24 protein-coding genes are annotated in these 22,236 nt (G+C 58.5%); 13 read left to right on the top strand and 11 right to left on the bottom strand.

Going from position 1 to position 22,236, the window contains the following annotated elements; genetic code table 11:
- The first annotated feature begins 55 nt into the window (after positions 1-55).
- A complete protein-coding gene (locus FHT73_RS11830; RefSeq protein WP_183711755.1) occupies positions 56-1,078 on the top strand; it encodes a LacI family DNA-binding transcriptional regulator in 1,023 nt (340 codons plus the stop codon).
- Between the two features lie 101 nt (positions 1,079-1,179).
- On the opposite strand, the gene FHT73_RS11825 is transcribed toward FHT73_RS11830, so the two are convergent.
- The 3 genes from FHT73_RS11825 to FHT73_RS11815 form a co-directional block, all read right to left on the bottom strand.
- Positions 1,180-2,583, bottom strand: coding sequence for a PLP-dependent aminotransferase family protein (locus FHT73_RS11825; RefSeq protein WP_183711753.1), 1,404 nt, complete (start codon positions 2,581-2,583; stop codon positions 1,180-1,182).
- Positions 2,584-2,939: 356 nt separating this feature from the next.
- The gene (locus FHT73_RS11820) at positions 2,940-3,203 is read right to left on the bottom strand and encodes a hypothetical protein (protein ID WP_112412537.1); all 264 of its coding nucleotides are present in this window, start codon (positions 3,201-3,203) and stop codon (positions 2,940-2,942) included.
- Positions 3,204-3,568: 365 nt separating this feature from the next.
- Positions 3,569-4,084, bottom strand: a complete 516-nt coding sequence (locus tag FHT73_RS11815; RefSeq protein ID WP_112337713.1) for an NUDIX hydrolase — start codon at positions 4,082-4,084, stop codon at positions 3,569-3,571.
- Between the two features lie 330 nt (positions 4,085-4,414).
- On the opposite strand from FHT73_RS11815, the gene FHT73_RS11810 reads away from it, so the two are divergent.
- The 9 genes from FHT73_RS11810 (at position 4,415) to FHT73_RS11770 (ending at position 13,592) form a co-directional block, all read left to right on the top strand.
- Positions 4,415-5,278 carry a DMT family transporter gene (locus tag FHT73_RS11810; protein WP_183711751.1) on the top strand — a complete coding sequence of 288 codons (864 nt, stop codon included), beginning with the start codon at positions 4,415-4,417 and terminating at the stop codon, positions 5,276-5,278.
- A 351-nt stretch (positions 5,279-5,629) separates the two neighbouring features.
- Positions 5,630-6,430, top strand: coding sequence for a class I SAM-dependent methyltransferase (locus FHT73_RS11805; RefSeq protein ID WP_246712080.1), 801 nt, complete (start codon positions 5,630-5,632; stop codon positions 6,428-6,430).
- Between the two features lie 94 nt (positions 6,431-6,524).
- Complete coding sequence (locus tag FHT73_RS11800) at positions 6,525-7,556, top strand: prephenate dehydratase domain-containing protein (protein ID WP_183711747.1); 1,032 nt, start codon at positions 6,525-6,527, stop codon at positions 7,554-7,556.
- Entirely contained in the window at positions 7,553-8,980 is a 1,428-nt protein-coding gene (locus tag FHT73_RS11795) for an FAD-linked oxidase C-terminal domain-containing protein (protein WP_183711745.1), read from the top strand. Before FHT73_RS11800 ends, FHT73_RS11795 begins: the two co-directional genes overlap by 4 nt.
- 36 nt (positions 8,981-9,016) lie before the next feature.
- Complete coding sequence (locus FHT73_RS11790; RefSeq protein ID WP_183711743.1) at positions 9,017-10,240, top strand: alpha-hydroxy acid oxidase; 1,224 nt, start codon at positions 9,017-9,019, stop codon at positions 10,238-10,240.
- A 38-nt stretch (positions 10,241-10,278) separates the two neighbouring features.
- Positions 10,279-11,259: an ABC transporter substrate-binding protein gene (locus tag FHT73_RS11785; RefSeq protein WP_162700898.1), complete on the top strand. Its 981-nt coding sequence runs from the start codon at positions 10,279-10,281 to the stop codon at positions 11,257-11,259.
- Complete coding sequence (locus FHT73_RS11780) at positions 11,256-12,188, top strand: ABC transporter permease (RefSeq protein WP_183711741.1); 933 nt, start codon at positions 11,256-11,258, stop codon at positions 12,186-12,188. Before FHT73_RS11785 ends, FHT73_RS11780 begins: the two co-directional genes overlap by 4 nt.
- Positions 12,188-12,985 carry an ABC transporter ATP-binding protein gene (locus FHT73_RS11775; protein WP_041678435.1) on the top strand — a complete coding sequence of 266 codons (798 nt, stop codon included), beginning with the start codon at positions 12,188-12,190 and terminating at the stop codon, positions 12,983-12,985. The genes FHT73_RS11780 and FHT73_RS11775 overlap by 1 nt, the downstream gene beginning before the upstream one ends.
- A gap of 55 nt (positions 12,986-13,040) precedes the next feature.
- Entirely contained in the window at positions 13,041-13,592 is a 552-nt protein-coding gene (locus FHT73_RS11770) for a MarR family transcriptional regulator (protein ID WP_112337722.1), read from the top strand.
- A 93-nt stretch (positions 13,593-13,685) separates the two neighbouring features.
- On the opposite strand, the gene FHT73_RS11765 is transcribed toward FHT73_RS11770, so the two are convergent.
- A complete protein-coding gene (locus tag FHT73_RS11765) occupies positions 13,686-14,627 on the bottom strand; it encodes an MYG1 family protein (protein WP_183711739.1) in 942 nt (313 codons plus the stop codon).
- A gap of 148 nt (positions 14,628-14,775) precedes the next feature.
- Complete coding sequence (locus tag FHT73_RS11760) at positions 14,776-15,672, bottom strand: GGDEF domain-containing protein (protein ID WP_183711737.1); 897 nt, start codon at positions 15,670-15,672, stop codon at positions 14,776-14,778.
- Between the two features lie 441 nt (positions 15,673-16,113).
- Between FHT73_RS11760 and FHT73_RS11755 the strand changes: the two genes are divergently transcribed.
- Positions 16,114-18,159 (top strand): flotillin family protein, encoded by a 2,046-nt coding sequence (locus tag FHT73_RS11755; RefSeq protein ID WP_183711735.1) that lies wholly within the window; start codon positions 16,114-16,116, stop codon positions 18,157-18,159.
- 80 nt (positions 18,160-18,239) lie between these two features.
- On the opposite strand, the gene FHT73_RS11750 is transcribed toward FHT73_RS11755, so the two are convergent.
- The 4 genes from FHT73_RS11750 to FHT73_RS11735 are packed head-to-tail and all read right to left on the bottom strand — an operon-like array spanning position 18,240 to position 19,476.
- The gene (locus FHT73_RS11750; RefSeq protein WP_183711733.1) at positions 18,240-18,815 is read right to left on the bottom strand and encodes an alpha-ketoglutarate-dependent dioxygenase AlkB; all 576 of its coding nucleotides are present in this window, start codon (positions 18,813-18,815) and stop codon (positions 18,240-18,242) included.
- 15 nt (positions 18,816-18,830) lie between these two features.
- Entirely contained in the window at positions 18,831-19,025 is a 195-nt protein-coding gene (locus FHT73_RS11745) for a hypothetical protein (RefSeq protein ID WP_015343205.1), read from the bottom strand.
- A gap of 29 nt (positions 19,026-19,054) precedes the next feature.
- Complete coding sequence (rpsU, locus tag FHT73_RS11740) at positions 19,055-19,291, bottom strand: 30S ribosomal protein S21 (RefSeq protein WP_112609018.1); 237 nt, start codon at positions 19,289-19,291, stop codon at positions 19,055-19,057.
- A gap of 32 nt (positions 19,292-19,323) precedes the next feature.
- Entirely contained in the window at positions 19,324-19,476 is a 153-nt protein-coding gene (locus tag FHT73_RS11735; protein ID WP_183711731.1) for a hypothetical protein, read from the bottom strand.
- An 899-nt stretch (positions 19,477-20,375) separates the two neighbouring features.
- Here FHT73_RS11735 and FHT73_RS11730 point away from each other — a divergent pair.
- Complete coding sequence (locus FHT73_RS11730; protein ID WP_112609016.1) at positions 20,376-20,903, top strand: hypothetical protein; 528 nt, start codon at positions 20,376-20,378, stop codon at positions 20,901-20,903.
- Between the two features lie 69 nt (positions 20,904-20,972).
- Positions 20,973-21,134 carry a DUF1328 domain-containing protein gene (locus FHT73_RS11725; protein ID WP_015343210.1) on the top strand — a complete coding sequence of 54 codons (162 nt, stop codon included), beginning with the start codon at positions 20,973-20,975 and terminating at the stop codon, positions 21,132-21,134.
- A 187-nt stretch (positions 21,135-21,321) separates the two neighbouring features.
- Here FHT73_RS11725 and FHT73_RS11720 read toward each other — a convergent pair whose 3' ends face one another.
- Positions 21,322-21,696: a hypothetical protein gene (locus FHT73_RS11720; protein ID WP_183711729.1), complete on the bottom strand. Its 375-nt coding sequence runs from the start codon at positions 21,694-21,696 to the stop codon at positions 21,322-21,324.
- Between the two features lie 186 nt (positions 21,697-21,882).
- On the bottom strand, positions 21,883-22,137 hold the full coding sequence (locus tag FHT73_RS11715) for a hypothetical protein (protein ID WP_112337731.1): 255 nt from the start codon (positions 22,135-22,137) through the stop codon (positions 21,883-21,885).
- Positions 22,138-22,236 lie beyond the last annotated feature (99 nt).

Below are 22,236 nucleotides of genomic sequence, written 5' to 3'. Positions count from 1 at the left end.
CTTTCTCTCGTTTTTGAGGGAAATGTCTGCTGTCTGTAATTCAAGTGGAGCTATCATGCGGCCAACAGCAAAGGACCTTGCGGAAGCCGCCGGCGTAAGCCTTGCCACAGTCGACCGGGTTTTGAACAATCGCCCCAATGTGAGCAAGAAAGCGGCCCGCAGCGTTCAAGAAGCCATTGAACGCATTGGCTTTATCCGAAACCCTGCCGCCGTCAGCCTCGCACGCAACAAGAGCTATAAGTTTCGGTTCATCCTGCCAAAGTCGGGAGATCTTTATCTTGGCGAGCTGTTGCGTCGGGTGGAGAATCTCGGAGCGGCGCTCAAAAGCGACCTGACCGATATAGACTGCGTTCAGATCCCCACCGAGGACGCCCATGGTGTTGCGAAATATCTCACCGGCATCAGCGAGGAAACCGTCGACGGCATAGCCCTGATGGCGCCGGAGTCGCCCCAAGTACGCGATGCCTTGATGCGGCTTTTGGAAAGGGACATCAAGGTCGTCCAATTTCTGTCCGGTCAGGAAAAGCTTCCCGCCGCGGATTTCGTGGGCGTTGACAACTTCGCGGCAGGTGCAACGGCAGGACGATTGATCGGCACGTTTGTCCGTCAGACGCGGGGGAAGGTGATGATCGTCGCAGAGACCATGCAATCACTGGACAGTATTCAGCGGCGTCACGGCTTCGATACCATAATCAATGAGCAGTTTGCGAACCTCACCTGCCTTCCATCGATCGAGACACACGCTGACGAGAAGCGGGCAAGCCAGATTATCGGCCGCGTACTTGAGAGCAACAAAGATGTTGTTGCCGCCTACATACTGAGCTCAGAGGCGCGCATCCCCCTCTTGGCAGCCGCGGCGACAAGCGATCTGCGCAATCTATCGGTCGTGGTCCACGAGCGCACCCCTTTTACTGAAGAAGGATTGCGCGACGGCAGCATCAATGCGGTCATCGCGCTGGATCCCGGTCATGCCGTGCGCAGCGCGGTTCGCATCATGCGCGCTCGTGCCGACGCACGTGAGCTATTGGCCGAACAAGAGCGGTTACGCATTGAGATCCTCCTGAAAGAAAATCTGTAGACGCTCCTCTCCTTTAGAACGCCCGCACGCCGAGGTCCTGATGTGCGCAGCTCATATGGCATCGCATAAAAAACCGTTAGAGACATGCCATTCTACGATGCCTAGAAGAATGAGGCGGACATTTCCGGTGGGCCTTCGAGCGCATGCGCCATGAAGTCGAGCGCGCCTTTCAGTCGGTCGCGGCCGATCGGCCCGCCAAGGCAGATGCGCACGGCCTCGCTGACCGCACCATCGACAGTAAAGGCGTCGCTCGCCACGACGCCGATTCCGGAGGAACGCATGTGACTGCTGAAGGTCGACCGGGTCCAGCCGTTGGTTAGCGGCATCCAGATGTTGAAGCTGATCGGATCGGCCTTGTAGCTGCCCTCGGGCAGAATATCGGCCACCATCTGCTGGCGGGCAGCTGCCTCGGCGCGGATGAAGCGCAGGATCGAATCGGCCGTGCCGTCCTCGATCCAGCGCGTGGCGAGCGCAACCGTCATCGGCGAGGCCATGACATTGTTTGTACGCATGGCGCTGACGAAGGGCCAGATCGCCTTGGTGTCCGGAGCAACCACATAGGCAAGGCGAAGGCCGGCGCCGATGCATTTTGCAAGACCACCAATATGCCATGTCAAGTCTGGCGCGATGGCGCCAAACGGCGGCGGCCCGTGCAAAGGAATGAAACCGTAGGCGTCATCCTCGATAATAGGCACATGATATTTGCGGGCGACGGCGGCGATCTCCCCGCGACGCTTCTCGGGAATGGTCAGCGTCAAAGGGTTCTGCAGCGTCGGATTGAGATAGAGCGCTTTCGGCTGCAGCCGCTCGCAAGCCTCGGCAAAAGCAGCGGGCAATATGCCCTCATCATCCATCTGCAAGCCTGAGAGATTGAGGCGCAACTGGGCAGCGATCGAGCGCATACCCGGATAGGTAATGATTTCCGACAATACGGTCTCGCCAGGCTTTGCCAGAAGACCGAAGATCGCCAGCAGCGCCGGATGCGCGCCTGGCGTTACGAAGATACGCTCCTGCGAAGGCACCAGGCCGCGACGGCTGAGCCAGGCGGCAGCGGCATCCTTATCCATGCCCGATCCGCCGAAGCCCTGGTATCGCAGCAGCGGAACCAGATTGCTTGCCACGGCTGACAGGCCTTCGCGCATGCGGGCAATCAAATCCGCATCGTCAGGCTCCGGTGGAAGGTTCATCGACAAGTCCACCAACGAAGTTCGACGTGGATCGGGCATGGCATCGGACACGAAACCATGCCTTTCGCGATCTTGCCCGCCTGTGACGAAGGTGCCCCTGCCGACGTGCGAATCCACCAGGCCGCGCTTCTGCGCCTCGACATAACCGCGAGCCACCGTGGTGAAATCGATGTTCAGCCGCTTGGCCATCTCCCTTTGCGGCGGCAAACGGTCTCCCACCGCGAGCACGCCGCTTCTCAAATCCATTTCGATCAGGTCGGCGATAGCCATATAGCGAGGGCTGGAGGAGCGACTAAGGTCAGGATGCCAGTCTTTCATGTCGTGATCCGCAATGTGTGATGGGCGCATGGGCGAGCCACCATTGACCATATATTGTTGCAAAATTCCCTGTCACGGAAAAACGCCTGCGCATAAGTGCGATGCTTCACGAACAGTTACAGGTGATCATCATCACAATGGCAAATTGCATCCAAAATTGATCTCTTAATTGAATGTTTTTTTGAAGGAATTGGATGCAAATTGTGTAGCATCAATTTGGCGCGGCGCTTGTTATTTTATGGCACACCGCCACAAGAGCTCTTCTTGGGGGCGCCTAATCCGATACGCTCTCACCCGATTGGCAGTGGCCATCGCCGAAGCCACGCTCGCCAGGACGGACTATCCGGTGATAGGGGTCAATCGAACGGGTTATCGAGATATACCCGATCTACGAGCTTCAGGCTGCGGTCAGGCTGCAGGATGTAGGTCTCGCGCACTCGTTCACCCCACTGATCCGTGAATGTGTGAGGGACAATGCTGCCGACCGGTGACTTTTGTAACCGTTGGCTCGGCTGCCCGCCGTAGGTGATGCTTCCGGGAATAGGCTTCAGCCCCTCTTGGCTGGCTTGGCAGGCCGCAAGCATTCCCGCCAGAATTCCCGCTGCGACTATTCTTTTCATCGCCTGCTCCAATCTTGCTTCGATACACCAAACCAAATGTTGGTATGGAGGTCCACCAGTGGATCATGGATCAGCGAAGAGCATCAAGCCCGAATATTCGCCCTGCCACCGGAGATTCCTCCAATGACAGGGCGGACCGCCGACGGGTGATAGTGGTGTCGGCGACCGGGGGCGGTCATCCACTATCCGAATAGACCCGCGTTGAACACGGACCTTAGTCTGATGACGAGTGACACTCTTGCCAAGATGAACCGGAATTCGGTGGGTATCGAAACGCCGCAAAGGCCGGATGCCAATCACTGGCCGCGTCTGACCGCTTTCGCTCCATTATTCTTCCAGCTAAGCAGATAGGATCGTACAAGTGATTATTTGCGCTGAGGCTTAAAGTTGACGAGCAATGATTTAAGCTCGATTTCACGCACGCGGCGTGCCGCCTCGTCGGGGCTGACCCAATCAATCCGGCGCTGTCCTCGCTCCTTGAACTCCGCCCCGACCTCCTTCACTTCGATTTGGAACATGTCGACGACGCAGGGCGCGACTTTTCCGTCAGGGAGTTCTTTAAGATAGGTGTACCGGCCAAACGGCACCTTCCTTACCTTGCCACGAACGCCCGCCTCCTCCCAGGCTTCGATCGCAGCCGCTTCGTGAGGCTCCTTGCCTTTCATTGGCCAACCTTTCGGTACAATCCAACGGCCGCTCTCGCGTGACGTAATCACCAATATCTCGATTTCGCCTTCATCACCCTTGTAGCGGAAACAAAGAGCGCCATACTGATTGCGGAAAGCACTTGAAAACAGCTTCTCCGGCGTCCGCGCAAGCTGCTGCAGTAAGTGTTTCGGTTTGGGTGATGCAGGCTTTCCGCCTTGCTTTTTCGACTTCATGCCGTCCAGCTTGTCAGATTTTCACCCGTGCCTCAATTACGCTAGCGGCGTTTTGAACCCGAAGATACTGCTGGCGCCTACCTGATATGACGGGCAGGCGGCGCAAGTCGTTCCACCTGCCACGCTCAAACATTGCGCGATCCATCAACCAAGATCCCAAACCGTCGGCAATCGCCATCGCAGAAACCGGCGCAGCAGCGACATCGCGGACGCAAGTTAATAATAATTGCGTTTTGCAAGTAAATAGTTGACATTACGCTCCGAGCCCTGTGCACCTTGTGCTGAACTCGCCGCTTGCCTGGATTACCGTCTGGCCACAAAGGATGTGAGATGACCGCAGCCCTGTTTCTTGCGACTGTGCTTTTTTGGGGGTCGGGCGCCATTGTGACGTCCCTTCAGGCAAGTGCTTCCGCACCTGAGCTATCGGTCGCCATTCGCATGTTTCTTGTTGGGTCAGGCATGCTCGGCTTTTCGATCGCAACCGGCAAACCGATCACAATTATGCGCGGCGACCGCTCTTGGGTGGCAATGCAGGGCATATTGTTTTTCGGGCTTGCTTTCATCGCCTTTTACAAGGCGACACAAGGTATACCGAGCGGGATCGCAGCTCTGGTGCTGTCGAGTTCCTCGCTTTTCGCCGCGGTAGCCAGCCGGTTTCTGCTGGATCTACGAATAAGCCGCCGCGCCGCGATCGGCATAATCTTTGGTCTACTGGGCCTCGGCATCGTGGCCGCCCCACAGATCTTTGCCTTGCATCTCAACCCGCAAACCCTGAAAGGCTTCATATGGGCCGCCATTGCCGCGATAGCGACCGGCGCAGGGACGGCGATCGCTGCGCGCAACCAGCGGCGCGGCGTGCCCATCCCAGTCCTCATGGGTTGGGGCGCATTGTGCGGATGCGGCTTCGGGTTCGCCTGGGCTGTGGTTGTCGGCACGTCCCTGACAATACCTGTAACAACCAGCTATCTGGCACAGCTTGCCTATCTCGCAATTGTCGCCTCCTGCGTCACCTTTCTCATGTATTTCACGCTGATTGAAAAGGTCGGCCCAGCCCGCGCGGCTTATGCGCTAACCGTTGTTCCCATTGTTGCTATGACAATTTCCGTCATATTCGAAGGGCTGCACGTCGATACACGTCTCGCCCTCGGTGGCGCAACGATCATTCTGGGCAATATCCTGATCCTTAATGCCTGAAACCGGACCGTTAACAATCATTTGAGATCAGGATCATACCCGGCTGTGCGTTGGCAAGCATTGGGATCATGACCGGCTATAGCTTGGCGGCCCCTGCGAAATCCGGGATAGGGCTATTCCAATCAGGGAGAATATCCTCTTCAGGCAGCAATTGTCTCGGGCAAAACTGCCTCCAAATAGATCGATTGCACAAAGCTTATGCATGTCTAAATTACTTGCAAATAGCAATTGATTTCCTATCAAATCTATGTTGTAGCTTTAATCATAAGAGGTAAATCGCATCGCGATTACCCGCATAACTAGAATCTAGGGAGATGTCCGAACCGCAACAATTTTGGAAGGCATATGTTCATGTATATGTCCTCGACACCGATTGAATCTGAGGTCGTCTTTTCAGGCCGCCGCTCGGCGACCTACCGCGATGCACTCCACCTCTTTCCCGATGCCTGGCTTGACGATATTGCCGCCATGCGCCGCTTCCTGCAGCCGGTCGACGGCCGACGCGTCTTGGAAATCGGCGCCGGCAACGGTCATTTCAGCCGAGCGATTGCCGAAGATGTAGGCCCTACAGGCTTACTGGTCGCAACCGATCCGTCCACCGAACAACTTGAGGATCTCGAAATCGAAAGTGGCGGCCGGATCAGGATCTTCGGTCAGGCAGCGCACATGCTCGACCTGCCGATCCGCGATTTTGACATGGCCTGGTCGCGCGGCGCTGTCCACCATATTTCCGACAAGACAGCGGCTTGGACGGCTATCGCAGCCCATATGCGCCCCGGCGGCAAGCTGGTAGTTGCCGACATCTTCGCCGGAACGCGGCTTGCCGCCTATTTCGACGATTTTATCGCCCTGAGTTGCTGTACCGGCCACGAGGTCTCTTTCCTCTCGCGGGAATTTGCCACCAGCCTGTGCGCTCTGACCGGATGGGACAAGCCTCAATTTACCGATGTCACCACCCGCTGGCGCTTCGACACCAAGGCAGATCTCGGACATTTTCTGCGATTGCTGTTCTCGGCAACCGAGATCTTCACCGACGACGACTGCCTTGTTGCAGCAGAACGCCATCTTGACATCGTTTCCGACGGCAACGGCATCGCCCTGCTGTGGCCGATGACAGTGATGGAAACGACAAGGCTGCCGACCGCAAATTAATCATGGATGAGCGATCACAGGCGCTCGACGCGGGACGGGACAATCCTGCCCGCGGCGTGACCTGGCATGCGCAAATTTCCTTCGGAGTTCGCCTATGACATCGACCGCCGCAAACCGTGGATCCACGGCCCCTCGCCCCGCGATCCCTTTCGATCCGCATACAAGTACATTGCCTCCGGTTGCCACGAAACTTGGCTCGGAGCTTGCGGTCCATAAGGTCGGCTATAATGGTCGGCCCGGTGCATTTGCGGATGTTGCCTGCAGGATGGCGTTCCCATCCGCCGACCGCATCGCCCTGCCGAGCCTGGAGACCACGATTGCCAGCACCGTCCGCGGTGAAGTCGACCGGATCCTCCTGCCATGCGAAAACAGCTTGGTCGGGCGGGTGCCGGATGTGCACAGAATCGTGCCCGACAGTGGTTTGCACATCGTCGGTGAGCATTTTCAACGCGTCGAACATTGCCTCATGGCGCCGCCAGGCGCATCGCTTGCAAGCATCAGGCGCGTGCGTTCGCACCCCGTCGCACTTGGTCAGGTCAGCCGGCTGATTGCGGCGCTCGATCTGGAGGCCATTGCCGCTCCGACGACATCGCACGCCGCCGAGCTGGTGGCATCTTGCAAGGATCCGAGCGAGGCCGCGATTGCCTCGGATGTCGCAGCCGACCTTTATGGATTGGATATCCTCAAACGCAATGTCGAAGACGATCCGCATAACACGACACGGTTCTACGTGCTGTCTGCCGAACCTCAAGCGGTCGAGCAAAAAACACAGCTTCTGACGACGATCGTCTTCCGCACCCAGAACCGGCCGGGCTGCCTCTACCATGCCATTGCCGGATTTGCCGAAAACGGCATCAACATGACCAAGATCGAAAGCTACCTTGTCGGCGGACAGTTCGTGCCATCCCGCTTCCTTTGCGAGTTCGAGGGCGATCCAGCCACGCCGGAGGTGGCCGATGCGCTCGATATTCTCGCCCATCATGCTCGCGAGCTGGTCGTGCTTGGGACATTCCCGATGGCAAGCCGCCACCTGCGCAACCGCAGTGAGGAAAATCTCTCGTCATGGGGGACCAAGCCTCCAGCCGCCTTTCGATGGTCTGATGGCCAGCAGGAGGCCGAGCGATGACGTCTGCGGTAAACCACTACGGACGCCATGGCGATCTTGTCGATGCGGCAATCGCGAAATTGAAGCTGCATTTTGGCGAGCGGCTGACAACGGCGACGGCCGTGCGTGATCAGCATGGCCATGATATGAGCTGGCATCCCTCCTATCCGCCGGATGCGGTCGTCTTCCCGGATACGGCGGATGAGGTATCACGCATCGTCGCGACCTGCCACGCCTTCGATGTGCCGGTAATCCCGTTTGGAACCGGCACCTCCTGTGAGGGTCATGTTGCCGCCCTTATGGGTGGAATATGCATCGATCTCTCGCGGCTGGATCGAATTTTGACGATTCAACCGGACGATATGACGGCGACGGTCGAGGCAGGCGTCACCCGCAAGCGCCTGAACGCCGAACTGCGCGATACCGGACTGTTCTTTCCCGTCGATCCCGGCGCGGATGCCTCACTTGGCGGAATGGCTTCGACGCGCGCCTCCGGTACGAATGCCATGCGGTATGGCACGATGAAGGACAATGTCGTTTCACTCGGTGTCGTTCTGCCCAATGGCGATCGGATCCGCACCGCAAGCCATGCCCGCAAATCGGCTGCGGGCTATGATCTGACACGTCTCTGGGTGGGATCGGAAGGCACGCTCGGCATCGTGACCGACGTGACTGTCAAATTGCATCCAATTCCGGACCACGTCGTTGCGATTTCGGCGAGTTTCTCCACGCTGGAACAAGCGGTGGGCTTCGTGCTTGTTGCAACCAGGCTCACGGATACATTGGCACGCATCGAACTGCTCGATGAACTGCAGGTCGAGGCCGTCAACAGCTATTCAAAACTCTCCTTGCCGGTCGAGCCGACGCTTTTTATCGAACTGCACGGTAGTCGCGCAGCGGTCGAGGCCGCGTTGCCGTTCATAGAAGCGGAGGCACATGCCGCTGGCGCCAGTCGATTTGACACGGCCGTATCGGCGGAGGCCCGAGGCAGGCTCTGGCAGGCACGTCATGATATTTGGTGGGCCAACCTTGCGCTGCGCCCGGGCGCAAGCGCCCTGCCGACAGATAGCTGCGTGCCGGTATCCCGGCTGGTCGAGGCAATTCTTGCTGCCAAGGCCGATGTGCGAGACCTTGGTCTTCTCGCACCGATCTGCGGCCATGTGGGGGACGGAAATTTCCATCTTTGCGTCCTATTCGATCCCGCCGATCCCGATGAGCGTCAGCGCGTCGAAACCCTGACCAAACGTCTTGCGGCCCGCGCAATCGCGCTGCAGGGGACATCGACCGGCGAGCATGGGATCGGCCACGGCAAGATGGCCGCGCTCGTCGCAGAGCATGGTCCCGCCATTCGAGTGATGGCCGCGATCAAACGTGCCGTCGACCCTCACAACATCATGAATCCAGGCAAGATTTTCAATCTCGCCGAGGCACCGCCGTTCAATTGAGCAAGATCCATAAACCAGGGAGGGAATAGAATATTCATGTCCAGCCAGCATGGTCCGGCCTCCATTGCCGACTTCAGAATCGCCGCGCAACGCGCATTGCCGAAAATGGTCTTTGATTTTTTCGACGGCGGCGCCGGCTCGGAACTCACATTGCGCGAAAACAGGGCTGCACTGGATCGGATCCGTCTCGTCGGCTCTGCGCCGGTCGATGTTGGCCACCGCTCGGCGGCCATCTCGCTCTTCGGCAAACCGCTCTCAATGCCGATCATCATCGGACCGACCGGGCTGGCGGGTGCTGCATGGCCCGCGGGCGACCAGGCATTGGCCCGGGCAGCCGCACAAGCAGGAATCCCCTTTGTCATGAGTTCGGCGGCCAGCGCGTCCATGGAAGCCGTGGCAGCCGCCGGTGAGGGCAGGAAGTGGTTTCAGCTCTACCTGTTCCGGGACCGCGAGGTGAGCCTTAGACTGTTGCAGCACGCCCAGGCCTTGGGCTTCGAAGCAATCGAGATCACCGTCGACAACGCCATTCCCGGCAGGCGGCTGCGCGATGCCCGCAATGGCTTTTCACTGCCGTTCCGCTGGACGCCAAAGAAGCTCCTGAGCCTTGCCACCCATCCCGGCTGGGCATTGCGGATGGCGCGTGCCGGTGCACCGAGGCTGGAGGTCATGGCGGCCGAGTTCGACCTCAGGTCCGCCGCCACCATCGCCGAGGTGATGGAACAGCAGCTCGATCCGACCGTATCCTGGGACGATATCGCCTTCATACGCGATCGCTGGAAAGGCCCTTTGATCCTTAAGGGGTTACCCGATCCAGTGCAGGGGGCAAGGGCAGCCGAATTGGGACTGGACGGTATCGTGGTCAGCAATCATGGCGGCCGGCAGCTCGATGGAGCCGTTGCAAGTATCGATATGCTGCCGGAATTCGCTGCCGCGGTGGCCGGTCGGCTGGCCATTCTCGTCGATAGCGGATTTCGCAGCGGCACCGACGTCATCAAGGCCCTTGCCCTCGGCGCCACGGCTGTGCAGCTCGGCCGTGCAACCCTCTACGCGCTTGCGAGCGGTGGAGAGGAAGCGGTCTCCCGCGCTTTGAGCATCCTCGCTGCAGAACTCGATGTTGCCCAGGCGATGACGGGTTCACCGACCATCGCCGATATCGGCCCTGCAAAGCTCCGGCTGCCGCCGCCTCTGATCCGGGCCGAAAGGGTGGCGACACCTGGTGGGCCTACCTCATCCCGCCCGCAAACCTTCGCAGCCGCTTGAACGAATTTTCCGAAAACCCTTCCGAGGAGATCATTCCCATGCGCCGTAGAACTGCTCTGTTTCACGCCCTCGCCCTCTCAGCATTGCTGATGCCGCTGCCCACAGCGACCGCATTTGCGGCCGACAAGACGGTTGCCCTGACCTATATCGTCGAACATCCGGCCATCGATGCGGCCCGCAAAGGGATCGTCGATGCGCTGGCGGATGCCGGCTTCGTTGACGGCAAAACCATCACGCTCGATGTCGCCAGCGCTCAAGGGAGCATGCCGACGCAAACGCAGATCGCCAAAACTTTTGCCGGCAAGGCACCGGACCTGATCGTTGCCATCTCGACGCCGTCGGCTCAGGCCTGTCAGGCGGCAGCGAAAGGGGCAATCCCGATCGTGTTTTCTGCGGTAACAGATCCCGTTGCGGCAAAATTGGTCAAAAGCTTCACGCAACCAGACGGTACGCTCACCGGCACCAGCGACAAGCAACCCCTAAATCTGACCTTTGAACTGATCCACAAACTGACGCCAACGGCAACGAAGGTCGGCGTTCTCTATAATGCCGGCGAAGCCAACTCAGTCGCACAGGTGGCGGACATGAAGGCGGCGGCGGCGAAATTCGGCATGAGTATCGTCGAGGCGACGGCAGCGCAGTCGGCCGCCGTGCCGGATGCTGCCCGCAGCCTGGTGGGCAAGGCCGACGTCATCCTGCTCCCGACCGACAGCACGGTGGTTTCGGCGGTTGAAAGCGTGGTCAAGGTCGGCGTCGATGCAAAGATCCCCGTCTATGCCAGTGACACCAACTCCGTCGAACGCGGCGCAATGGCTGCGCTTGGCTTCAATTACTATAAGCTCGGACGGCTGACGGGCGAGATCGCCGCCAAAGTTCTGAACGGTGCGAAGCCCGCCGACATCCCGGTTGGAACTCTGGACAGCGAGGATCTCTATCTCAATCTCGTCTCGGCCAAGAAGATGGGCGTTACTCTGTCCGAGGCCACGACGCAAAGCGCAGCAAAGGTGATCGCACAATGAGCCTGATTGCCCTTTCCGGCGCCTGCGAGGCAGGCCTGCTGTTTGCCCTCGTTGCCCTTGGCGTCTATCTTTCGTTTCGGGTGCTCGATTTTCCGGATCTGACTGTCGATGGCAGCTTTCCGCTGGGCGCTGCAGTCGCAGCATCCGCGATTATGGCCGGCGTGCCGCCCATCGTCGCAACACTCCTCGGCTTTGCGGCGGGCGCGGTCGCCGGCTTCGTAACGGCATTTCTGTCGGTTCGATTGAAAATCATGAACCTGCTGGCGGGTATCCTGACCATGGTTGCGCTGTTTTCGATCAACCTGCGCATCATGGGCAAACCGAATATATCGCTCTACGGCACCGACACCATATTTTCCTGGATCGGCACGATTGCCGCACTCGGTGTCTGGGGCAATACAATATTGCTCCTCTGCATCGTGGTGACCGCAAAGGTTCTGGTTGACTGGTTCCTCGCGACGCACATGGGACTTGCCTTGCGTGCAACCGGCGCCAATCCGAAGATGGCCGAAGCGCAGGCCGTCGACAACGGCCGCATGGTCATGCTTGGCATGGCTCTCGCCAACGGCTTCGTTGGCCTTGCCGGAGCGCTGTATGCCGAAAGCCAGGGTGTTGCCGATGTCTCCATGGGTATCGGCACCATCGTCACCGGTCTTGCCGCCGTCATTATCGGCGAGACAATCGTCGGCACCGGGTCGGTTGCACGCGCCACTCTCGGCTGCATCCTCGGCGCATTGATCTACCGGCTGGTCATCGCCCTGGCACTCGATGGGGGCGTGATCGGGATCCAGGCGCAGGATCTCAATCTGGTAACCGCACTGGTGGTCGCCGTTGCCGTGATGATTTCAAAAACGCGGCTGAAGAAGCTGCCCGCCATCAGGCGTACCCGGCTGTCGGAGCCGTCGAAAGCAGAAGGAGCAGCCTCATGATGCTGAAACTCGATACGATCTCGGTCACGTTCAATCCCGGCACTGCTCTCGAAGTAGCGGCGCTGCGTGGCGCTTCACTGGCCATTCCCCATGGCCAGTTCGTAACCGTGATCGGCAGCAATGGCGCGGGAAAATCCACGCTGCTTTCGGCCATTGCCGGCGCAATTTCGCCCGACAAGGGCCGGATCGTGATTGATGGCGTAGACGTCACGCGACTGTCTGCCCAGGCGCGGGCGCGATTCATCGGCCGCGTATTTCAGGACCCACGGATCGGAACCTGTGAGGCTCTGACCGTCGAGGAAAATCTTGCGCTCGCCTCCGCACGCGCCGGGCGACGAGGACTATCCCTTGCGCTTGGCGGGAGACGTGGCCGCTCGCGATTTGAGGAACAGCTCGCCGGCCTCGGGCTCGGACTTGAAACGAAGCTTAGAGCGCGAATTGGCACACTTTCCGGCGGTCAGCGGCAGGCGGTAAGCCTGTTGATGGCAACGTTGCTGCCAATGAAGATACTTCTTCTCGACGAACATACAGCCGCGCTTGACCCCAAGGCGGCAGCGCGCATCCTGGCACTTTCGGCGGAGATCAGCGAGCGTCAGCATCTCACCACGCTGATGGTCACGCACAGCATGCGCCATGCTCTCGACTATGGCCAGCGCACCATCATGATGAGTGGCGGGCGCATCGTGCTTGATGTTGCAGGCGATGAACGGGCAGGTTACGACGTTCCCGACCTGATCGCCCTGTTCGGGGCAGTAAGCGGCGGCGAGATCGCCGAGGACAGGTTGCTGCTCGCTTGATTGTCGCCCGGCGTGGCGGCTTGTTTTCACAATTGCGCTGGAATATATCTGCAATATGCAATTAAAAAACGATCAAGCTGACAATGGGCTGGCGGAGGAACGCGAGGATGGGACGGCATTAAAGCCGGCCTTCCGGCTCGATCGCTGGATACCCTATCGAATGTTTCTGGTCGCAAGCAGCACCGCTGAGCTGCTCGCCTCCTATTACGGACCAAGATACGGTCTGTCGCAAGCCTCGTGGCGAATTCTCGCCATCGCCGGTGGCCGTCCCGGGCTTTCGAGCAAGGAAATCTGCCACGCAGGCGCGCTCGATCAATTTGCCGTCAGCCGCGGTATCGCGCAACTGGTTTCGCTGGGCTTTGCCCGGCGCAACGCCGGCGCGGGCGACCGGCGGTTTTCGGCCGTCGAACTCACATCCGAGGGCTACAAGGTGCTCGACGAGATCGTGTCGATCGGTCAGGCGATGGAGGCACGCATTCTCGAAAGCCTGTCTGAACACGAGCGCGAGATGCTCCATGCCATGCTCGATCGCATCGAGGATGCTTGCGCTGGAGCTGTCGCTCGCGGGTGGCAGGCCGTGGTTGGCGACGTCAGATCTGGAGGCTGATCCAATTCGGCATGCAAGCGGCCCGGCACATGGCTGAAACCAGCCGCTTGTTCTTCCCGACGTTTGCGGCATGTGCCGATGGCGAGTTCAGCCTTAGTTCGAGACTCGATCGGCTCTTTTTTCCACGTCCTCTACCGCCAACCTAGCGAGAGCAAGTATAGCTTCTCGCGTTTTGGCGGCGGCAATAAAACGGCCGTTATGGCAGAAGCTGGCTCCCTCGACCCCCGTCGCCACTTCCAAATCGCGCCCGCTCAACCCCGCCCAAGCCGCCGGCAGGTCGGCGCGCAGCTCGAACCCTTCCTCCGCGCGGCGAATTCCCGTCAGGCACCAATCGGCCTCGCGAGGATGAACCACAAACAGAAGGTGATCGGCACCTGCCTTCATGATGGCCGGACGAAACGGCATGCCCATCGGCAGCTCGAGAACACGGCCCTCCCCGGCGGACGCAATCGCCTTCAGAACCAGGGTTTCAGCGCGTAGTTTCGCGTGGATCCCGGCAATCTTTGCTTCGACAAAACTGCGGGCGATCGCAACCGCAGCATGGAAGGCTCGATCGGTCGCCTCCGGATCCGGATCGTCGAAGACAGGTTTCAATGTTTCGAGCAGGGACGGCAGGGTCAATCCCGCCAGCAGACCGGCGCTATCCGGGCTGAGTGCGCCATTGTCGACCAGGTCGATCGGCAACACGAAGCTTGCATCGAAGGCGGCATGCACCGTCTCGACGAAGGCGCCCGGAACAGAGAGCGCGGCCATATAGTCACGACCGAAATGTTTCCAGATCAAGCCGAACGAGCTGAAGGGCTGGCCATCGTTGCGCTGCGGGGCGCCGCGCTGATGATGGTCGAAAATCCCGGCAGCGGCATCATAGGCGCCGCCGACATCATAGACGATGCGATCGGCGCCGGGGGTGATCCATTCCGGCGCCCTGCTGCGAACAAGCCGTGCTTCAGGGAAAATCTGCGTGAGAATGACGCTGGACAACACTTCGTCGGCGTGAAAGCCGCCGGAATGCGTGACGAGGAAATTTGGAGCCATACGGCTATAGCCTTACTGTTCGCGAATTGGACAGCCCGGCAGATAACCAGTTCCGGCCGTTATCTCAACTGCTTATCGCGAAAGTAAAGGGATACTGACAGGTGCGCCATGTTGAACCGCAGAACGATGTGCAAGGTGGAACGATACTTCAGGCAGCGCGAACCCGGTCGCGGCCGCTGAGCTTGGCAGCGTAGAGAGCCTGATCGGCGCGCCGGTACAAATCTGGCGCACTGTCGGTTTCCAGGCAGGCAGCAATGCCGGCCGAGCAAGTGTAACCGAAATCCGGCGAGGCTGTGAGCGGTCGGGAAAACCGGATCGTCGTCAACATCCGTTCAATAAGTTCGATTGCATCTTGCTGCGTTGTTCCCGGCATGACGAGAACGAACTCCTCGCCGCCGACGCGCCCGAAACAGTCGGTACGCCGCACATATTGATGGAGCCTATGTGCAAAATCCCGCAGGACGAGATCTCCGGCGTCGTGACCGTGCTTATCGTTGATCAGTTTGAAATTGTCGATATCGAATACGGCAAGGCATCCGATATCGCCACTCCTGGCGCCGGCCAGCATATCGTCTATTCGCGCCATGACGAAACGGCGATTGGCGATCCCTGTGAGCTCGTCGGTTTGAGAAGCCTTGATGGCCTGGTCGCGATCTTGCCGGACGCTTCGGCCTTCCGCACGCAATGTTGTTATATCGCTCGCAATGCACAGCATCCAGCCATTCTTCTGCATGGTTTCGGTCATCCAAAGCCAGCGACCGTCTACCAAATCTGTCTCGAAGGCTCGATAGCCGATCTTCCCGCGACGTGACTGCGTCGACCGTAGCCATCCGTCGAAGTCGACTGTGCGAATGACCGTACCGCGCCCAAGTGTGAAGTTGCGCCGCATCAGATCCGGCCATAGCGGTGCTTCATCGGGATCGATAAAATAGGCTGATCGAAAGGCAGGGTTCGCATATCGCAACCGATCCTCGGCGTCATAAACCGCCATAAGCGTCGAACTGGTCGCACAAAGGTGCAGAAGCTGTTCGATTATTTCGTCCATGTCGGCTCCTGCTAATTCAGCCGCACAATACTTACCGCAGAATCGCTGCGAGAAAAGGGGCGAGCCAGCTGGACGGAATCGGCTTGCCCTTCAATTTGCTTTGGCCCCGCCTGCGATCGATTGGTTGCTCGAAATCGCCGAATCATTGGAAGTACTTATGCGATTTCCGCACCAAGCATCTTTAAACCTATAGGCGTAATCCCTACGTGGTCTACCGTTATGTCTATCAAGGCAACACCGATGTGAGATTACTCACGACCACGCAGTTCCCCAGTGGGGACTGGAGACGCGCGGTCATTTTTCCAGACAATGAGCAGCCCAAACTTTCGACACGCCCCTGGTGCGTCGAGTGCTTAGGCGCGCAATCTCCCCGTCTTATCAACCAATACCAACCGGGCGGCTGTCGGGTGGATGAACCCGTGCGCCCACAGGAGAGAAGAGATGGAAGCCCTCACCAATCTCAGTCCGATGGAATGGCTGGCGATCGAGATCGCCGGTGCCGCAATCGTGCTCGCGATAGTTTTCCGATGGAGCGGCGTGATCCGCTATATTCCCAACGACAGGCTCGGCATCCTCGAAAAGCTGTGGAGCTTTCGCGGTTCCGTGAAGAACGGTTTCATTGCGCTGAACGGCGAGGCCGGTTTCCAGCCTGAGGTCGTGCGCGGCGGCCTGCATTTTTTCATGCCGTTTCAGTATTCCCTGCATCGCGCCAATCTCGTGACCATTCCACAGGGTCAGATCGGTTACGTCTTTGCCCGTGACGGCAAGCCGCTGCCGCCCACCCAGACGCTTGCCTCGAACATGGAAGCCGATGACTTCCAGGACGTGCACGACTTTCTCCTCAAAGGCGGACAGAAAGGCCCGCAGCGTAAAATCCTGCGCGAAGGCACCTATGCCATCAATCTTGCGCAGTTCATCGTGCTGACCGCACAATCGATCTATGCCGTCAACCTCAGTTCGTCGGAACAGAAACTGTTTGCCGACATGTCGACGCAGATCACCGAGCGGGAGGGCTTCGAGCCCGTCGTCATTCATGACGCAGAGGACATGATCGGCATCGTGACCATCCATGACGGCCCGGCCCTGCCCGACGGCGAGATCATCGCACCGACGGTTGCCAACGATCCGACGGATGCAAACTTCCATAACAATTTCCAGGATCCGGAGAAATTTCTCAATGCCGGCGGCTATCGCGGCCGTCAATTGCAGGTGCTTGCCGACGGCAGCTACTTCCTTAATCGCATTTTTGCGACCGTCGAACTGGTCGACAAGACGATTATAGATGTCGGCACGGTCGGTGTTGTTGTCTCTTATACCGGCCGCCGCGGCGCAGACATTTCCGGCAAGTCCTATCGCCATGGCGAACTGGTGGAGACCGGCGCGCGCGGCGTCTGGTCGGCACCGCTTCTGCCCGGCAAGTATGCGTTCAACACCTATGCCGGTAGTATCGTCATCGTACCGACCACCAACTTCGTACTCAAATGGACGAAGGAACAGTTCGGCGAGCACAGGCTGGATGAGAATCTGTCTGAAGTATCGCTGATCACCAAGGACGCGTTCGAACCCGTGCTGCCGCTCTCGGTCGTCGTACATATCGACTATATGAAGGCACCGCTCGTCGTGCAGCGCTTCGGCGATATCAAGCGCCTGGTGGAGCAGACGCTCGATCCAATGGTCTCGGCCTATTTCAAGAATATTGCCCAGACCAAGACCTTGATAGAACTCCTGCAGGAACGCAGCGAAATCCAGCGCAAATCCGGCGAGGAAATGCGCGAGAAGTTCGCCTCTTACAGTCTCGAACTGCAGGAAGTTCTGATCGGCACCCCGCGCGCCAGCAACGGCCAGAACAGCATAGAGCAGATCCTGATCCAGCTGCGCGAACGCCAGATCGCCGTCGAAAAGGTCGAGACCTATAAGCTGCAGGAAGTTGCGGCCGTCCAGGAGCGCACATTGCGCGAGAAGGAAGCGCTTGCCGAACAACAGGCCAAGATCACCACTTCTGCATTGACCATCGAGATCAGCGAGAACGAAGGTAAGGCGCAGCTGGCCCGCACCCGCCAGCAGGCGGAAACCATCCAGGTCACTGCCAAGGCTGAGGCCGAGAAGGTACGCCTTGCGGGCCTCGGCGAGGCCGACCGTATCAAGGCGATTGCGCTTGCCGATGCCGAGCGCATTAAGGCCACAGGCCTTGCCGATGCCGAAAAGGTGCGCGCCGTCGGTCTGGCGGAAGCAGAAGCCACCGAAAAGAAGGTCGCAGCCTTCGGCGGGCCGGATTATCAGCTGAATTCGCAGGTTCTGATGCGCTTCGCTGAAGCGATCGAGAACGGCAGGCTGCCTCTCGTGCCGCAGATCCAGGTCGGCGGTGGCGCTGGGGAAAAGGGTGCCGCCAACGGTCTTGTCGAAATGATGTTGTCGATGCTGGTCGCCGACCGGCTTGGGCGGCAGGAAGCGCCGGCTGCTGCCCCCACAGCGATCGCCCATGATTGATTGCGGATGGGCCGGCTATGCCGGCCCATCTTGTCCAGTGGCTCGCTTCCAGCCGCAACTCACTGCGGCTCGACATCGCGCTAACCGATTTCCCGGAAGGTAATCGAATAGCGAAGCCGATCAACCGGCGGGATGGAATGCTCCCATTCGCTTCGCGCAGGACCTGACAGCACGTAAGCGGAACCGGGTTCGCAGATTAGCGTGGCGCGCTGCCATTTATCCCCGGCACGGCGCCTCAGCCTGAACGTACAAGGCGATAGCAGGGAAATGCCGACAACCCGCCCGAACACCTTCTTGTCCCTATGCCAGCCGATCGGCGCACCCGGCGCGTATTCAGTGACGAGGGCTTGCTGCAGATCATCAGGCGCTATTCCCGCAAACTCAGCCGCGATGCTACGCATGGGCAGAAGGAACGACGGAATTTCGCCAGTGCGCCTCGGACGCTGCGCCTCGTAATCGTATTTCCAACCATAGGAGACGACGCGTCGCCTACCTTCGAAGCCATGAAAGTCGAACGGCTTCAGCGGCAATTGCGGTATCTCGCGAAGCAGATCCAACTGGATGGACTCCGGAACGATATCGGCTTGGTAGCGGAAACCCTCCGGCAACGGCGGTTCTACTGCCGCAAACAGGTTTCCTTGCGCTGAAATGCCCATGGCCGCTCCTTCTGTTTAATGGACACTTGGAACTTTCGCGACCGCGGCGAAATCCTCCGCGACAAGTTCGCTGATCGCAATCAGGACCTCTTCGGCCGAGAAACCGGAGACAATCGTGCTCCGGATCAGCTCCTGCAGATCGAACTCAATAGCATCGCGGCAGTCTTCCAGCCGCTGCTCCGAAACCGTAATGCTGTGCAGTTCTTCCATTATGTTATCCTTTCGTAGGTGCCCATGATTTATCGAGCCGCCGCCCGGCGCCTGGAGGAAGGAAGAAGCCCTTCACGCTGCATCTTCTTGCGAGTAGCCTTGCGCTGGCGGGCAATCGCTTGCGCCCTTTCGCGCACACGCCGCTCGGACGGCTTTTCATAGGCCCGATGTTCCTTCATCTCGCGGAACAGACCTTCACGCTGCATCTTCTTTTTCAGTGCCCGAATGGCCTGTTCGACATTGTTGTCTCTAACGATGACTTGCATTCTCGTTCTCCTTGTTTCGTTGATAGTTCCGCTCAACCGAGCTGCTCGGCTATGATCGCCTTCAATTCGGCGCGCGTGAGCAGGCAGGGATATGGCTTCTGGTTTTTGTCCGGTCGTTCGATGCGTTCACCGCGGTCGCGCGGCTCCATCGCCGCCGGAGCGGCGGGGATATTTGCTTTGTTCAATTGAAATTCCTTACCGGCCATTCGGCGAAATGGCGGTCCGGCGCTGTTGCGCACGGGAGCGCCGACGACTTCAGCCGTCCGCTGTGGCCAATTATGTGAGTGATGTCGGAAATATAAGGAGTGGCATATCGCATTACAAGGCGATATCCAGGCTTTGAAAGGCTTGGATCCAACACCATTGGAGCCGGAACATCGCACGTCGGGTCGAAGGGTGGATTAATCAGCTATTGACGTGCTTGATCGAGCCCGGTGTGAGAGGCCCGAATCTCGCCGGCTCGGCAACGAGGACGCAAACCTAGAGCAGTTCCAGCAAAAGTGCGAAGCGGTTTTGCGTCCGGAACTGTGTAAAAGCAAGAATGCATGACGAAGTTCTGAAGACCGCCCTTCTATCGCTCACCAAGTGAAACGAGGACCGAAAGAGCCGTAGTAGCCCGGTGTCGAGCCGCCTGGAGCAAGCTCATTATCTCGTTGGACTCTCTCCGCCCATCGCCGCCGCTCGGCCGCTTTTTTGGCGGCGGCAGGATCTGTCGATTTGCTTGCCGCTACGGAACCCGATTGACCGCCACTTCGATCTCCCGTCGAGCAGGACGCACAGACAACAGCCGGAAAAACAATCAGAATGCCCAGGGCTATTGCCCTTTTGAGCCTGTAGTAGATCAGCTGCATAGACATTCTCAATACTCTCTGACCATTCGCGATGAGAAGAGACATTATTCGATTCCACATAGCATGGGAACTAAAGGCTATTCGCGTTTCCGCTACGACGATAACGGCCGTTCCTCCATCCGCGCATGGGAAAACGCCGGGTAACCTCAACTGTATCGGCGGATTTTCAGTCTTGCCATGCTGGTGCCGGATTCTTCTGATGTTTGGCTGCGCCGACATTGGAAGGGCGCACTATGGAATTGCTCAATCGCTACATCGATCTTCCGCTGCTTCGTGGCGGATCGGCAGCCATGCGGCTGTGGCACAAACAAACCGGTCTTTCTCCGCAGACGCTAAGCCCGTCATGGAGCCTTATCGTTGTTCTTGCCCTTATGGCGGCAAGCGGCCTGTTGCTGAATGGCCCGATTTACGCTTTCGCCATCGGCACGCTCTTCATGCTTTCCGTTCCGTCATTGCGATTTTTGATGCCGGGTCGAATGGGGCGCAATTACGATATACGATCCTATCAGGCACTGGCAGCTACAGCCACGCGTAAGCGTGAGAGCGAATGGGCGACCCGACTGACAGTTTTGCTTACCGCCGTCATTTTCCCCTTCTGTGTCTACGCCGGCGACGAGGCGGCAGGCACCTTCCTGCTTGGCGCCAGCCTGTGGTTTGTGCTCACGGCTCCGGTAAAGATGTATCTGGATGCCGCCGAACCGCCGCCGCCGGACGCCGGCGGAAAGCAAGTTTGGTTGAAACAAGCCGTAACCACGGCGTAACGCCAGCCCCATTCAAGGAACAAAGTGCACTTTACTCCGTTCTCCATCCAGCAACCAATGGAGAGCGAAATGCTTTATTATGCACTGGTATTTCTCGTCGTGGCCTTGATTGCAGGAGCCCTCGGCTTCGGCGGCATAGCAGGCGCCTCTGCGTCGATCGCCCAGGTCCTGTTCTTTATCTTTCTTATCTTCTTCGTCGTTTCGCTCGTCATGAATGTGATGAGACGCTGAAGGCGATGAGACCATGATCCGAATGCCAGCCCACCCGATCAACCATGACGGTGGGCTGGCCGGCGCCCTTCCTTAATTGATTACGACAAATATTCTCCGGGACGGCCCCTTCCCGTCACATTTCATAGCTGCGGCGAGAACTCGGCAGAGGTTCATTGGTAAGAGCGGCCTCAGCCCTTTAGCACCCCTATTTCTCAGATCGCTGCAGAAGAACTCGCATCTCCTCAAAATGTCGCTTGCGATCCGCATCCCCGTCATTAGGCACATAGCATGTGCTGGAGACGCAAAATTTGACGAGGTTGTGAGGCTTGTCCGCCTTTTCGAACTCGCATTCGAAAGTGTCGCTCATCTCGGCTGCCGCAGTGCCGGGCCGGGTGGAGTAGGTCATACGAACGCCAGGCGGCTTGAGTTCCGGAAAGGACTGCACCGTTCCAATCGCAAGCCCGTCCGATAAAAAGAAATTCTTGGCGACGGTCTTGCATGTTGCTTCTAGATCAGGGGACTGGGCAAGAACGGCGGTTGGAAAGAGGATGATGCTGAATAAAACAGGAAATTTAAACACGATAGCCTCCTGTAAAGATCTCCAGGATCGAAGAGATCGCGATCAGCAAACGTCGGTCGAAACATAGAGTTCCATGAACCTATGCCAAGCAATTCCCGCTACTCGCATCAACGCTATTAAGTTCGAAAGCCTTTCGCTTCAACAGCACGGACTACCGCGAGTGTGCTGTTTTCCGTCGCTATATATCTACTCTGCGAACCGGATCTTCTGCCCATCAAGGTAGCCATGCTCGTAGGCTTTCGCCTGTTCGCTATCCTCGGAATAGGGGTTCTTTCTATTTTCGGCGTCGCATTTTCCATCCTTCACCCCCTTCTCGTAAGCCTCCTTTTCGCTCTCCGAAGCCGGAAGGCGAGGCGATGGCTCGGGGAAATATTGTATGGGGTTCGGCAGTCCAAGCGCAGGTGCGAAGTCTGAGGCCGTAATCGGCATTTGCGGGCACATGGTGAATTCCTCCTCTCATTGAAACGCCCTTTGCGGTCGACGGTTCCCTCAAGTCTTTTAACCCTCGCGCTGCTTCCGCGCAGCATGTCCTCCAAGCCA

The organism is Rhizobium sp. BK098 (genome assembly GCF_014193155.1).
Lineage (GTDB): Bacteria > Pseudomonadota > Alphaproteobacteria > Rhizobiales > Rhizobiaceae > Rhizobium.
The sequence above is the reverse complement of the archived record's forward strand: the minus strand, read 5'-3'. Positions and strand labels throughout refer to the sequence as shown.